General features: G+C 64.9%; 13 protein-coding genes and 1 tRNA gene. 6 read left to right on the top strand and 8 right to left on the bottom strand.

What is annotated here, in order from left to right:
* Positions 1-74: 74 nt before the first annotated feature.
* On the top strand, positions 75-494 hold the full coding sequence (locus tag QUV21_RS16850) for a TadE family protein (protein ID WP_300856474.1): 420 nt from the start codon (positions 75-77) through the stop codon (positions 492-494).
* Entirely contained in the window at positions 494-2,011 is a 1,518-nt protein-coding gene (locus QUV21_RS16845; RefSeq protein WP_300856473.1) for a pilus assembly protein TadG-related protein, read from the top strand. Before QUV21_RS16850 ends, QUV21_RS16845 begins: the two co-directional genes overlap by 1 nt.
* A 58-nt stretch (positions 2,012-2,069) precedes the next feature.
* On the opposite strand, the gene QUV21_RS16840 is transcribed toward QUV21_RS16845, so the two are convergent.
* The 6 genes from QUV21_RS16840 to QUV21_RS16815 form a co-directional block, all read right to left on the bottom strand.
* Entirely contained in the window at positions 2,070-2,528 is a 459-nt protein-coding gene (locus tag QUV21_RS16840; protein WP_300856481.1) for a low molecular weight phosphatase family protein, read from the bottom strand.
* A complete protein-coding gene (locus QUV21_RS16835) occupies positions 2,528-3,007 on the bottom strand; it encodes a UPF0262 family protein (RefSeq protein WP_300856471.1) in 480 nt (159 codons plus the stop codon). The genes QUV21_RS16840 and QUV21_RS16835 overlap by 1 nt, the downstream gene beginning before the upstream one ends.
* Before the next feature lie 74 nt (positions 3,008-3,081).
* Positions 3,082-4,383 (bottom strand): histidinol dehydrogenase, encoded by a 1,302-nt coding sequence (gene hisD, locus QUV21_RS16830; protein WP_300856470.1) that lies wholly within the window; start codon positions 4,381-4,383, stop codon positions 3,082-3,084.
* Positions 4,384-4,598: 215 nt separating this feature from the next.
* Positions 4,599-5,072 carry a DUF2948 family protein gene (locus QUV21_RS16825; protein WP_300856469.1) on the bottom strand — a complete coding sequence of 158 codons (474 nt, stop codon included), beginning with the start codon at positions 5,070-5,072 and terminating at the stop codon, positions 4,599-4,601.
* Complete coding sequence (gene murA / locus QUV21_RS16820; RefSeq protein WP_300856467.1) at positions 5,069-6,337, bottom strand: UDP-N-acetylglucosamine 1-carboxyvinyltransferase; 1,269 nt, start codon at positions 6,335-6,337, stop codon at positions 5,069-5,071. Before murA ends, QUV21_RS16825 begins: the two co-directional genes overlap by 4 nt.
* A 20-nt stretch (positions 6,338-6,357) precedes the next feature.
* Positions 6,358-6,546, bottom strand: a complete 189-nt coding sequence (locus tag QUV21_RS16815) for a hypothetical protein (RefSeq protein ID WP_300856466.1) — start codon at positions 6,544-6,546, stop codon at positions 6,358-6,360.
* Positions 6,547-6,718: 172 nt separating this feature from the next.
* Here QUV21_RS16815 and QUV21_RS16810 point away from each other — a divergent pair.
* Positions 6,719-6,793: transfer RNA gene (locus QUV21_RS16810), tRNA-Thr, on the top strand.
* A 110-nt stretch (positions 6,794-6,903) separates the two neighbouring features.
* Here the strand turns inward: QUV21_RS16810 and QUV21_RS16805 are convergent.
* The gene (locus tag QUV21_RS16805; protein WP_300856464.1) at positions 6,904-7,659 is read right to left on the bottom strand and encodes an SDR family oxidoreductase; all 756 of its coding nucleotides are present in this window, start codon (positions 7,657-7,659) and stop codon (positions 6,904-6,906) included.
* A 228-nt stretch (positions 7,660-7,887) separates the two neighbouring features.
* Here QUV21_RS16805 and QUV21_RS16800 point away from each other — a divergent pair, with 228 nt between their 5' ends.
* Both QUV21_RS16800 and cueR read left to right on the top strand, forming a co-directional pair.
* On the top strand, positions 7,888-10,326 hold the full coding sequence (locus QUV21_RS16800; RefSeq protein ID WP_300856463.1) for a heavy metal translocating P-type ATPase: 2,439 nt from the start codon (positions 7,888-7,890) through the stop codon (positions 10,324-10,326).
* Positions 10,323-10,718: a Cu(I)-responsive transcriptional regulator gene (gene cueR, locus QUV21_RS16795; protein WP_300856462.1), complete on the top strand. Its 396-nt coding sequence runs from the start codon at positions 10,323-10,325 to the stop codon at positions 10,716-10,718. The genes QUV21_RS16800 and cueR overlap by 4 nt, the downstream gene beginning before the upstream one ends.
* A gap of 29 nt (positions 10,719-10,747) precedes the next feature.
* On the opposite strand, the gene QUV21_RS16790 is transcribed toward cueR, so the two are convergent.
* Positions 10,748-11,485, bottom strand: coding sequence for an SDR family oxidoreductase (locus QUV21_RS16790; protein WP_300856461.1), 738 nt, complete (start codon positions 11,483-11,485; stop codon positions 10,748-10,750).
* Positions 11,486-11,632: 147 nt separating this feature from the next.
* Here QUV21_RS16790 and QUV21_RS16785 point away from each other — a divergent pair, with 147 nt between their 5' ends.
* On the top strand, positions 11,633-12,739 hold the full coding sequence (locus QUV21_RS16785) for a hypothetical protein (RefSeq protein ID WP_300856459.1): 1,107 nt from the start codon (positions 11,633-11,635) through the stop codon (positions 12,737-12,739).
* Positions 12,740-12,750: the final 11 nt, after the last annotated feature.

The raw sequence follows: 12,750 nt of genomic DNA, 5'->3' as shown, positions 1-12,750 counted from the left end.
AAGAAATGGGATCATCATATCCCAGTTGGTGGACCACTTCAGGGGGGGCACTCCACAGTCCGGTGGAGAACTACATGCGAGTGAAATTGGTCCTGACTGACATTCGGCGAAAGGTCCGCCGCTTTGTTCAGGCGGAGAACGGTACGGCCACGGTCGAGTTCGTTTTCATGGTCCCCCTGTTCACCACCTTGGTGCTGCTGGTCACGGATGCCAGCCTCCTTTTTCTGCGCCACTCCACGCTCATGAACGTCTCGCGGGACACGGCACGGGTCGTTTCACTCCATGCAATGACACCCGCAGAGGCACAGGTTTACGCCGCCGCCGCAGCCAGCACCATGAAATCCGCTGCCACCGCGCAAGTCACGATCGCGAACGGCTTTGTAACAGTCATCCTTTCCAGCGATGCCGCTTCTTCGGCACCGTTCGGCATCATCAGTTATGCTGTCGGCGACACGATTTCCGCCGTGGCGATCAGTACCATGGAGCCTATTTGATGAAGATCAGAACCCCTTCGACCAAGATGGCAAGCTCCGTCGCGCCGTTCGCTTCGGAAGACGATGGTGGCATGACCACGTTTTCCCTTTTCGGTCTGGTGGTCTGTGCCATGATCGGCGGTATTGCTGTCGATATAAGCAACCTTTTTCGGCAGAAAGAGCATCTGACGCTGGCTGCCGATGCGGCGGCTCAGGCCGGGATCATCGCCCTTGCGGAAAAGAAGCCCGCCACAGAGATCAAGACCACAGCCTTGGCGGCCGCGGTGCAGAACGCCCCGGCGTCTGTGGCCGGCAAGATTTACCATGGCGAGCAGGATGTGGAGCTTGTGCGCTTTGACCCGAAAACCCGCACGCTGATTTCAGGCACGCCCAATGCGGTGAAGGTTACGCTTTACCGGGACAGAAGCGTCGAGAACCCGGTCAACACCGGCCTGCTGCGCTTTGCCGGGGTCGATTTCCTTGAGGTGACCGCGACCAGCGTCGCCTATTACGGCCAGCCGGGCGAATGCACGTCGTCTGACGGGATCTATGCCAAGGGCCAGGTCACGCTGACCTCGGGCAACTGGATCGGTCCCACCTACTGCGTCCACAGCCAGACCGGGGTCTGGTTGCCGCAGCAGAATTTCTTCGAATATGGCTCGGGCGTGTCCATGCCAAATCTTGCCGCCTGCAAGAGCAAGTGCGTGGACACCGCAAATCCGGGCATCGAAGACGCCGTGTTCGCAATGAACCTGCCGATGCCGTCGGTTGCTGACCATATTTCCACCGTGACGAGCGCAATGCTGGGTACATCATCCGACCTGAAGATGAAGACCGATTTCTTCAAGGGCAAGGAAATGAATGCCAATCTTCTGGAGCCGTTTGATAAGCTGAAACCGACGGTGGTCACCAGTCAACTTAAGACAGGGTCGGTCGTTCCCCTGACCGCCGCGCAGTTCAATGATCTGATGTTCAATACCGGCGGCAAACTTCCGACCGGGCTGGTCTACAACGTGACCTGCAAGGACAAGGGCAACGGCCCCGACAGCTGGATCACGATCGGCGGCACGACAAACCGCAAGAACGCCACGGAAAGCACGACCACGATTGAAACCATCAGTGGGGTCGCGGTGATTTCCAACTGCGGCTTTGATGTCGGGCCAAACTCGCGCATCGACGCGTCGCTGCTCATCAGCACCCGGATTTCGTCCTCTTCGGTGATCAAGGCGGAGCAAGGCGCGGTTATCGGCGATCCGCTCAAGAACTGCGACCTCAAGCGCAAGGTCTATGTCATGACGATGAGCGGGATGAGCGTGAATTCGGACTTCACCGCCTCCAACGTCGCAATGATTGTGAATGGCGACATCAACGTGGCCGCCAACAGCTCTTCGTCAACGGTGGAACACAAAGGCACCAGTTTCCATGCCGAAGGTTCGGTTCATATCCCGGCGAACCACACGTTCAACAGCTGCATCGAAGACGTCAGCGGGCTGCTTCCGGGTATAAAGACGTTCAAGTTCGTGATGCCGAAGGCCTGAGCCAATCCGGCAACGGGTTTGAATGGAACCAGATCAGCGGCCGACGGTTCGGCGGCCGCTACTTTTCGGTCGGCGGTCCGAACCTTGCAAGCATCCGGTCCCTGATCTGATCGCGCGCCTGACGGTAGGCCGCGAGTTTGGCATCTCGCGTCTCGCCCAGACCGGTAGGGTCAAGGATCGGCCAGTATTCGATATCCAGATGATGAAAGCGCGTCAGTTCCAGCGCCATCCGCTGACTGGCGGGGCTAAGTGCCACGATCAGGTCAAACTGGCTAAGGTCATCGCCCCATTCCTGCATTTCTTCAAAGCTGCGGGACCGGTGGCGGGAAAGCTCGATCCCCAGCTCCTGACAGACGGCGATAGAGAAACCGTCGATCTCCATGTCGTTCTTGACGCCCGCCGACTGCACATAGGCGCGCTGGCCGTACATCTTCTTCATCAGCGCCTCGGCCATGGGCGACCTGACGGCGTTGTGGTCGCAGCAGAACAGCACAGACTGGGGGAAATCGCCCAAGATCAGCCCCAGTGCAGGACGCAGATCAGGGTGAACAGGCGCCGGGCCGTGTCGTTATCGACATCGGCCTTGCCCTCCAGCCTTTCGCGCAGGATCGAAGCCCCCTCGTTGTGGATGCCGCGCCGGGCCATGTCGATCGCCTCGATCTGCGAGGGTGGCAGCCGTTTGACCGCATCGAAGTAGTTCTCGCAGATCTGGAAATAGTCCTTCACCACCTGCCGGAAGGGGCCAAGCGACAGGTGAAATTCGGCCGCCTTGTCACCATCTTCCGTGCCGATGTCAAAGACCAGCCGCCCCTCACGGATCGCCAGCCGCACGCGGTAGGGGCCTTCGGGGTGGATCCGGTCCGGCTTTGGCGGCAACCCGAACGAGTTCTCCTCCAACAGGTCATAGATCGCCACACGGCGTTCCTGTTCGATTTCCGGCGTTGGGCGGACGAGGCCCTTCTCGTCGATCTCGATCTGGCAGATGCGATTGGTCATGGGGCGGAGCCTTGCACGAAAGACCTGCCCGTGATGCCCGACCGGATGCGCCAGCGCAAGGGTTTAGGCCGGCGTCACCCGTTCAGCCGGTCCAGCCGCGCCCGCACGCTCAGGCCATGCGCCTCAAGGCTTTCGCTGATTGCCAGCCGTTCAGCCGCCGGACCAATGGCCTTCAGCGCGGCGGGGGTCATCTTGGCCAGCGTGGTGCGCTTCATGAAATCCAGGACCGACAATCCGCTGGAAAACCGGGCCGACCGGGCAGTTGGCAGCACATGGTTCGGCCCGCCGACATAGTCGCCAATCGCCTCGGGCGTGAAGGCCCCAAGGAAGATCGCCCCGGCATGAGGGATTTTCGCGGCCAAGGCGTCAGGGTCCGCGACCATCAACTCAAGGTGTTCCGGCGCTATCCGATTGGCCAGGGCCGCCGCCTCGTCCAGCCCGCGCACAGTGATCACCGCGCCATTGTCACGCCAGCTTGCCCCGGCAATCGCGCGCCGCTCCAGCGTCTCCAGCCGCTTGTCCACCGCGCGGGCCACGGCCTGACCAAAGCCGGGATCGGTGGTGATCAGGATCGACTGCGCGCTTGCGTCATGTTCCGCCTGGCTCAGCAGGTCAAGCGCCACCCAATCGGGGTCATTGTCGCCATCGGCGATGACCAGAATCTCGGACGGCCCGGCGATCATGTCGATCCCCACCCGGCCAAAGACCCGGCGCTTGGCCGCCGCCACATAGGCGTTGCCCGGCCCGGTGATCTTGTCCACCGGGGCAATGGTTTCGGTCCCGTAAGCCAGGGCCGCAATCGCCTGCGCGCCCCCGATCCGCAACACCAGATCGACCCCGGCAATCTCGGCCGCCAGAAGGACCAGCGGGTTGACCACCCCACCCGGCGTCGGGCAGGCCACAACCAGCCGCCCCACCCCCGCCACCTTGGCCGGAATCGCGTTCATCAGGACCGAGGACGGATAGGACGCAAGCCCCCCCGGCACATAGAGCCCCGCCGCCGAAACCGGCGTCCAGCGCCAGCCAAGTTCCGCACCCGAGCTTTCCGTCCAGCGCGCATCCTCGGGCTTCTGGCGGTCGTGATAGTCGCGGATACGCCCTGCGGCCAGTTCCAGCGCCGCGCGATCCTCGGCCCCGACCTTGGCAATCTCTGCGGCAATCTCGGCCTTGGAAAAGGCCAACGTTTCGGGTGTCAGCTCCAGCCGGTCAAACCGCGCGGTCAGTTCCAGCACCGCCGCATCGCCCCGCGCCCGGACATCGGCGATGATATGGGCCACGACCTGATCCACGTCTTCGGCCTCTTCCCGCTTCATCCCCAGAAGAGCGGCAAAAGCGGCTTCAAAGCCCGGGTCGGCGCTGGACAGGAAAACCGGCATCAAATGACCTCCATGGCAGACCCGCTCAGATAGCGCGCCCGGCCTGCCCTCTCAAGCACAGAACCGCAAGACAGGTTTCTGTCGCCAAATATCCTCAGGAAGGAAATGGGCATCTGGCCCCGGGGCGCGACACGGTCCCAGCGCCCACGGTCGCAGTCTTGGCCGCAAAAGGGGCAGACAGCCCGCCGCACCCGCTTGGCACCGCAGGCAAACGGTCATTCGTGCGCCGGCACCTTGCCCGACGGCGCGCGGTAAGGCCGCGTCACATCTTCCAGCCGCAGCTCAAGCGCCTCGACCTCCAGCGCCAAGCCGCCGTCACCCGCCAGCACCAGCACCAGCCGTCCCGTCCCGTCCGCCCCCGGCTCGAAGCTGATCGACAACAGCGACAGGACAAGATCCTTGTCAGCCCGGTCAAAGCCATGGCTTTGCACTTTCAGCACATCCTCGATGACCAGCACCGACCGCACCCGCTCATATGCACGCCCAACCGTCTCGGCCTCGGTCCGGTCCTCCCAGCGAAACCGGTTCACCAGCATGGCAAAGCGGCGGCGCTTGGCATCGTGCTTCATCTCGGTCACCGGCAGGACCGCATCCTGCACCAGCGCCGAAATCACCTGCACATCCTCGGCGTCCTGCGCCACAAGATGCAGCGGCGCCTCGCCTCCATCTTCGTACTTGGCATCCGTCATGCACTTATCCGTTCGATTTGCGCCCCACAGGCGCGCAGCTTTTCTTCCACCCGCTCATAGCCGCGATCAAGGTGGTAGACGCGGGAAACCACTGTCTCACCCTCCGCCGCAAGGCCGGCAAGGATCAGGCTGACACTGGCCCGCAAATCCGTCGCCATCACCGGAGCGCCCTTGAGCCGGTCAACCCCGGTCACTGTCGCCGTGCCGCCATGCACGTCAATCCTGGCCCCCATCCGCAAAAGCTCCGGCGCATGCATGAAACGGTTCTCGAAGATCTTTTCCTCCAGCACCGACACCCCGTCCGCCGTGCAAAGCAGCGCCATCATCTGTGCCTGAAGATCGGTCGGAAACCCCGGGAACGGTTCGGTCGTGACATTCACCGCCCGGACCCGGCCATTCTTGCGCGACACTTTCAGCCCCCGGTCGGTTTCGGTCACCGACACCCCGGCCTGATCCAGCTTTTCGGCAAAAGCGCCCACCAGTTCCAGCGTGCCGCCCAGACATTCCACCTCGCCGCCGCAGATCGCCGGGACCAGCATGTAGGTGCCAAGCTCGATCCGGTCGGTGACCACGGGATGCGTGGCCCCGCCCAGCCGGTCCGTGCCTTCGATGGTCAGGGTCGATGTCCCCTCGCCCTCGATCTTCGCGCCCATCTTCCGCAGGCAACGCGCAAGGTCCACGATCTCGGGTTCCCGCGCGGCGTTCTTCAGAACCGTCGTCCCCTTCGCCAGCGTCGCCGCCATCAGCGCGTTTTCCGTGGCCCCGACCGACACGAAGGGAAATTCGAACACCGCCCCCCTCAGCCGCCCTCCGGGCGCCTTGGCATGGACATAGCCGTCGCGCAGATCCAGTTCCGCCCCCATCGCCTCCAGCGCGCGCAAGTGCAGATCCACTGGCCGCGCCCCGATGGCACAGCCGCCGGGCAAGGACACGATCGCATGGCCATAGCGCGCCAGCATCGGCCCCAGCACAAGGATGGAGGCCCGCATCTTGCGCACGATGTCGTAGTCGGCCGTGTGGTTGGTGATCGAATGGGACGACATCGCCAGCACCAGCCCGTCCTGCAGACTGGCAACCTCGGCCCCCAGCGACTGCAAAAGCTGGGTCATCGTGGCGATATCCGACAGGCGCGGCGCGTTGGTCAGTGTCAACGGCTCGTCGCTCAGCAAGGTCGCCGGCATCAGCGTGAGGCAAGCGTTCTTCGCCCCCGCGATCGGAATCACCCCCGACAAAGCCCCGTTGCCGCGCACCAGAATCGAATCCATCTGCCCTATCCGCCTTCGTATCAGTTGTCGTCGGTTTCCCCGGACGCGGTTTTCCCAGACACCGGTTCCCCGGCATTCCGGGCCTTTGCCTGAGCCTTCCTGCGCGCCATATTGGCCTTGAGCGCCGCCTTCAACCGGTCTTCCCGCACCTTTGCAGGCTTGGCATTTGCGGGCCGGTCAGGGTTCGGCGGGTTGGATGGGGTACGCATGGCCCTCTCCATAGCGCAGCGCGGCAGAGCGGTCCAGTCAGCCGGGCCAGTCAGCCGGGCCAGTCACCCTGCCAGTCATCCGCCGCCAGACCGTCAACCAACATGCATCGGACTGGCGGAAAACCCTCTTGCACGCCCTGCCGATTGCGTCTATTCCCCCGCCACCAACAGCGCTGCAGTAGCTCAGTGGTAGAGCACTCCCTTGGTAAGGGAGAGGTCGAGAGTTCAATCCTCTCTTGCAGCACCATTTTTCTCCCTTTCAGGTCAAGAAGATAGGCGCCACAGACACGTTCGGGGGTTCAGGCCTGCACCGGTGCTCCAGACCATGGTCCGCCCCCGCACTGGCCTGTCCTTTGCTCAGATTGATCCGGCCTCGACCATGTAGCTGCTTGCGGTGCACATTGCCGCGTCGTCCGAGGCAAGGAACAGGACCATGCGCGCGACATAGACCGGCTCGATCAGGTCGGGCAGGCATTGCCGCGCGCGGTGTGCCTCGATGGCTTCGGGTTTCGCCCACAGCGTCTTTTGCCGTTCGGTCATGACCCAGCCGGGGACGACCGCATTGACGCGGATCCTGTGCTTGCCCAGATCCCGTGCCATTGTCCGGGTCAGACCATGAACCGCGGCCTTTGCGGTGGCATAGGCCGGAAAACCGCCGCCTGCTTCGAACCAGCTGTTCGACCCCATGTTGATGATCGACCCACCGCCGTTGGCGATCATGCCCGGCGCGACGGCCTGTGTCGCAAAGAACTGGTGCCGCAAGTTTGTGTGCATCCGGTCGTCCCAATATTCCGGCGTGACATCGTGCCAGGCGTGCCGATCATCCCTTGCGGCGTTGTTGACCAGAACCTCCGCCGGCCCTATCCTTGACCGCAGCTTTGCGAAGGCGGCGCGCAAGGCGTCGATGTCGCGCAGATCACAGACCTCATGCGTCACGTTTGAATGTGCGGCGCAGAGCGCGGCGCTTGCACTTGCATCCATGTCGACAAATCCGACCTTCGCGCCCTGATTGGCAAAGGCCGCCACGATCTCGGCCCCAATCCCGGATGCACCGCCAGTGACATAGACGACCTTGCCGGCAAGGCTTGGGTAGCGGGCGAATGTGTCGGTCATCTGGATTTTCCTTTGCACAACGATGGACCGGGTGACGCCGTTCGTCTGGTTGCCCTGCCCTGCGGGACGAATTTGCCGGTCTGACCGGAGGACGGCAAGCCTCAATCCGCCATGATCCAACGGAAGGCGCTCCTGCCCTATCTGCAAAAATCCGGTTTATTGGCCTTGACCTTCCCATCATGGGAAGCCCCATATACCAAAGGTCTCCGGCCAAAGGATCCATGGACCATGACCGCCACCTTACCTGTCGAACCGCTTTCGCTGCCCGTCACCGGCATGTCCTGCGCCGCCTGCGCCGGGCGGGTGGAGCGCGCGCTTCGCGCCCAGCCGGGCGTGACGGCGGCCAATGTGAACCTTGCCACCGAACGCGCCGAGGTCTCGGGAACGGCCACGCCCGAGGCCTTGATCCGCGCGGTGGAGAAGGCAGGCTATGCCGTCACCACCACCGTGCAAGAGATTGCCATCGACGGGATGACCTGCGCGTCATGCGTGGCCCGGGTCGAACGCGCCTTGCGGGCGGTGCCGGGGGTCACGGCGGCAAACGTCAACCTTGCCACCGAAAGCGCGCGCATCGAAGGTGTGGCCGAAGCCGGGGCCTTGCTGGCGGCGGTCCGGGCCTCGGGCTACGGCGCGCAGATCGCCGGGGCCGCCAATGCCGAGACCGCAGGCGAACGCCGCACGCGGGAGGCATCGGGCCTGAAGCGCAACGTGATCCTTGCTGCCATCCTGACGCTGCCGGTCTTCGTGCTGGAAATGGGCGGCCACATGGTTCCGGCCTTTCACCACTGGGTGCATGCGACCATCGGGATGGGCAACAGCTGGCTGATCCAGTTTGCGCTGACCACGCTGATCCTTGCCGTGCCGGGGCGGCGCTTCTTTGCCAAGGGCATCCCCGCCCTTGTGCAGGGCGCGCCGGACATGTCGTCTCTGGTGGCGATGGGGGCGGGGGCGGCCTGGGCCTATTCGACGCTGGCCACCTTCCTGCCTGCCCTGTTGCCGCCCGGCACCGTCGCCGTCTATTTCGAGGCTGCGGCGATGATCGTGACACTGATCCTGCTGGGCCGGTTGCTGGAATCCCGGGCGCGGGGCCGGTCGTCGCAGGCGATCGAACGGCTGATCGGGCTGCAACCTGCCATTGCCCATCTGCGGCGCGACGGGGTGACGGTGGATGTGCCGGTGGCCGAGGTGCGGCCGGGCGACCTCTTGGACCTGCGCCCCGGCGAAAGGGTGCCGGTGGATGGGCTGGTAACCAGCGGGACAAGCTGGGTCGACGAGGCGATGGTCACCGGAGAGCCGGTCCCCGTGGCCAAGACCACGGGCGAAAGGCTGATCGGCGGCACCGTCAACCAGACCGGCGCGCTGGTGATGCAGGCAACCGCCGTTGGGGCCGACACCATGCTGTCGCGCATCATCCGCATGGTCGAGGCCGCACAAGGCGGCAAGCTGCCGATACAGGCGCTGGTGGACCGGGTGACGCTGTGGTTCGTGCCGGCGGTCATGACGCTGGCGGTGCTGACCTTCGCGGTCTGGCTGGCCCTTGGCCCCGCCCCCGCCCTGCCAATGGCGCTGGTCAATGCGGTTGCCGTCCTGATAATCGCCTGCCCCTGCGCGATGGGCCTTGCCACGCCGGTCTCGATCCTTGTCGGCACCGGGCGCGGGGCGGAACTGGGCGTGCTCTTTCGCAAGGGCGAGGCGTTGCAGGCCTTGCAGGGCGTAGAGGTCGTGGCCTTCGACAAGACCGGCACCCTGACCGAAGGCAAGCCCACCCTGACCGGCTTTCACCCGTCCGAAGGCGAGACGCGCGAAACCCTGCTGCCCCTTCTGGCGGCGGTCGAGGCGCAGTCGGAACATCCCGTTGCCCGCGCCATCGTCGCGGCGGCCGACGGGATGACGCTGCCCGAAACCGAGGGCTTTCGCGCCAGCCCCGGCCACGGGGTTTCGGCACGGGTGAATGGCGTTGAAATCGTCATCGGTGCCGCCCGCGAGATGGCCGCACGCAGGATCGACATCAGCCCCTTCGCTGATCTTGCCACCACGTTTGCCGAACGGGGCGAAAGCCCGGTCTTTGCGGCGCGGGACGGACGGCTGGTAGCACTTCTGTCGGTGGCCGATGCGGTGAAGCCCACCACCCCCGCCGCGATTGCCGCCTTGAAGGCGCAAGGCTTGCGGCTGGCGATGATCTCGGGCGACGATGCCCGCACCGCCCGCGCCATCGCTGCGACCCTTGGCATCGATGAGGTGGTCGCCGAGGTGACCCCCGAAGGCAAGGTGCAGGCGGTGGACCGGCTGAAAGCCCTTGGCAAGCTGGCCTTCGTCGGTGACGGCATCAATGATGCGCCCGCGCTGGCCCATGCGGATGTGGGCGTGGCGATGGGGACCGGCACCGATGTCGCAATCGAGGCGGCGGATGTGGTGCTGGTGGCGGGCCGCCTGCCCGCGCTGGCCGAAGCAATCGGCCTGTCGCGCGCCACCATGGCGAACATCCGGCAGAACCTGTTCTGGGCCTTCGCCTACAACGTCGCCCTGATCCCGGTGGCCGCCGGGGCGCTTTACCCGACCTTCGGCATCCTCTTGTCACCCGTCCTTGCGGCGGGGGCAATGGCGCTGTCGTCGGTCTTCGTCCTGACCAACGCCCTGCGCCTGAAACGATACGGAGCCCGCTCATGAACATTGGCGAAGCAGCCAGCGCCTCGGGCGTGTCGGCCAAGATGATCCGCTATTATGAGGAAACCGGCCTGATCCCGCCCGTTGGGCGCACCGCGTCCGGTTACCGGACCTATGGGCCGCGCGACGTGCAGCTCTTGCGCTTTATCCGCCGGGCGCGCGACCTTGGCTTTCCGATGGACCGGGTGGCCGAACTTCTGGCGCTCTGGCGTGACCGGGACCGGGCCAGCGCCGATGTCAAACGACTGGCCGCAGCACAGGTCGCGGCGCTTGAAACCCGGATCCGCGAGATGGAAGAGATGAAGGCAACGCTGCAACATCTTGTCCACGCCTGCGCGGGCGACAACCGGCCCGATTGCCCGATCCTTGCCGATCTTGGCGGGGTGAAGGCCTGAAGCGGGGCGACAAGCGCCCCGCCCCCGGCTCAGACGTTGGACCAGCCGCCGTCGATCACATGCGGCACGCCCGTGGTGAAGGCAGATTCGTCGGACGCCAGATAGACCACCAGTGCGGCAATCTCTTCGGCGCTGGCAATCCGGCCCATCGGCTGCCGGGCGATGAAAGCCTTGCGCGCCGCCTCATAGTCGCCGGTATCGCGCATCCGCTGGTTCAGCGACGGGCTTTCCACCGTCCCGGGGCAGATCGCGTTGCAGCGGATGCCCTTGGTCACGAAATCGGCCGCAATCGCCTTGGTCATCCCGATCACGCCGGCCTTGGTCACCCCGTAGACGAAGCGGTTCGGTGCCGCGATGATCGACCCCACCGCCGAGGCCATGTTGATGATGTTGCCATGCCCGCGCGCCGCCATTCCCGGCAGCACCGCCCGGCACATCCGGTACATCGCCGTCAGGTTCAGATCCAGACTGAAGGCCCAGGCGTCCTCGTCACAATCAAGGATCGTGCCATTGGCCACGAAGCCCGCGCAGTTGAACAGCACATCCGGCGTGCCGATTGCGGCAAAAGTGGCGGTGATGGCATCGGGGTCGCGCACGTTCAGCAACCGCGTCTCCAGCCCCGCCGATGCCAGTTCTGCCAGCGCCGCTTCGTTCACATCGGTTGCGATGATCCGCGCGCCTTCCTTGGCCAGGGCCAGCGCCGAGGCCCGCCCGATCCCCTGCCCAGCCGCTGTCACCAGAACCGTCTTGCCGTCCAGCCGTCCCATCGCGTGATCCCTCCATACCGGTCTTGTCGCCACCCTAGCGGCTGTCAAACTGACATGCCAGTTCCCTCTGCGCCCTTGCGGCCCGGTGGCAGGGGGCGTTAGCCTGACACCCGATCAGCCCCCCGATCAGCTCAAGGAAACCCGGCCATGACCGTCACCACAACCGCCCGGGGCATCAGCTTCGACTTTGCCCCACGGGGGGGTGTGCTTGCCGGGTTTACCGTCACCGACGAAGGCACTCCGATCAGCCCGCTGCACCGCGCGCCATGGTCTGCCGACGAAGTGCCACCGGAGGCGCCGCCGCATCAGCGCTGGCTGGCCGGTGATTTCCTTGCCGCTCCAATGGGGGCCAGCCCGGGCGGCCTGCACGGGCTGACCGCAAACGGTGACTGGCACATCACACCCGCCGACCCCGGCACGCTGCGCGCGGTTCTGGAAGGGGCGGTGTCAGGCGCCACCATCGTCAAGGAGCTTTCCGTCACCGACGACCAGCCCTTCGTCTACCAGCGCCACCTGTTCATCGGCGGCACCGGCGCGCTGCCGGTGTCCAACCACGCGATGATCTCGGTTCCGAATGGCGCGAAGCTGTCCTTCTCGCGCAAGCGCTGGTGGGAAACGCTGGCCGAACCGATGGAAACCACAGAAGGCCGCTCGTGCCTTGCCTACCCCAGACGGCATGAGGACGCAGCCGATTTTCCGGGCGCGGATGGCGGCACGGTGAACCTGCACCGCTACCCCTGGGGTGCGGCGCATGAGGATTTCGTCACCGGTGTCGATGACCCCGGCACCCTGCTTGGCTGGACCGCCGTTGTCCGCCCCGCCGAGGGTGATCTGATCCTGTCGCTGAAGAATGCCCGCGCCCTGCCGATGACGATGCTGTGGCACTCCAACGGTGGCCGCGACTACGCGCCATGGAACGGGCGGCACAAAGGCTGCCTTGGGGTCGAGGAAGGCGCGGCGCTGCCCGTCCTTGGCCTGTCCTCGCGCGAAACCCCCGATCCCCTGACCGCCGCTGGCCAACCTGCCCTTGTGACGCTGGACCCGATGGGAACCGTCGAGGTTCGTCACATCCTTGGGGCGGTCCAGTGGCCCACGGGCCAAGCCATCGCCGGAGTGATGCTGGAAGGGGATGAGCTGACCATCACCGGCGACTGGGGCGCAGAACGCAAGCTGCCGGTCCGTGGCGGCTGGCTGCGGCTTGACGGGCAGGCGGCAAAGACGCAGGCGAAACCCGCGCCGGACTGGGACATCTGACCGCGCGCCTG

This window comes from Tabrizicola sp., assembly GCF_030373185.1.
Classification (GTDB): Bacteria; Pseudomonadota; Alphaproteobacteria; order Rhodobacterales; family Rhodobacteraceae; genus Tabrizicola.
The sequence above is the reverse complement of the archived record's forward strand: the minus strand, read 5'-3'. Positions and strand labels throughout refer to the sequence as shown.

What these genes read in the sequence shown, in the direction of transcription:
- QUV21_RS16845 (WP_300856473.1), top strand. Translation starts at nt 494, where the DNA reads ATGAAGATCAGAACCCCTTCGACCAAGATGGCAAGCTCCGTCGCGCCG.
- QUV21_RS16805 (WP_300856464.1), bottom strand. Translation starts at nt 7,659, where the DNA reads ATGACCGACACATTCGCCCGCTACCCAAGCCTTGCCGGCAAGGTCGTC.
- cueR (WP_300856462.1), top strand. Translation starts at nt 10,323, where the DNA reads ATGAACATTGGCGAAGCAGCCAGCGCCTCGGGCGTGTCGGCCAAGATG.
- QUV21_RS16835 (WP_300856471.1), bottom strand. Translation starts at nt 3,007, where the DNA reads ATGACCAATCGCATCTGCCAGATCGAGATCGACGAGAAGGGCCTCGTC.
- murA (WP_300856467.1), bottom strand. Translation starts at nt 6,337, where the DNA reads ATGGATTCGATTCTGGTGCGCGGCAACGGGGCTTTGTCGGGGGTGATT.
- QUV21_RS16850 (WP_300856474.1), top strand. Translation starts at nt 75, where the DNA reads ATGCGAGTGAAATTGGTCCTGACTGACATTCGGCGAAAGGTCCGCCGC.
- QUV21_RS16800 (WP_300856463.1), top strand. Translation starts at nt 7,888, where the DNA reads ATGACCGCCACCTTACCTGTCGAACCGCTTTCGCTGCCCGTCACCGGC.
- QUV21_RS16815 (WP_300856466.1), bottom strand. Translation starts at nt 6,546, where the DNA reads ATGCGTACCCCATCCAACCCGCCGAACCCTGACCGGCCCGCAAATGCC.
- QUV21_RS16790 (WP_300856461.1), bottom strand. Translation starts at nt 11,485, where the DNA reads ATGGGACGGCTGGACGGCAAGACGGTTCTGGTGACAGCGGCTGGGCAG.
- hisD (WP_300856470.1), bottom strand. Translation starts at nt 4,383, where the DNA reads ATGCCGGTTTTCCTGTCCAGCGCCGACCCGGGCTTTGAAGCCGCTTTT.
- QUV21_RS16785 (WP_300856459.1), top strand. Translation starts at nt 11,633, where the DNA reads ATGACCGTCACCACAACCGCCCGGGGCATCAGCTTCGACTTTGCCCCA.
- QUV21_RS16825 (WP_300856469.1), bottom strand. Translation starts at nt 5,072, where the DNA reads ATGACGGATGCCAAGTACGAAGATGGAGGCGAGGCGCCGCTGCATCTT.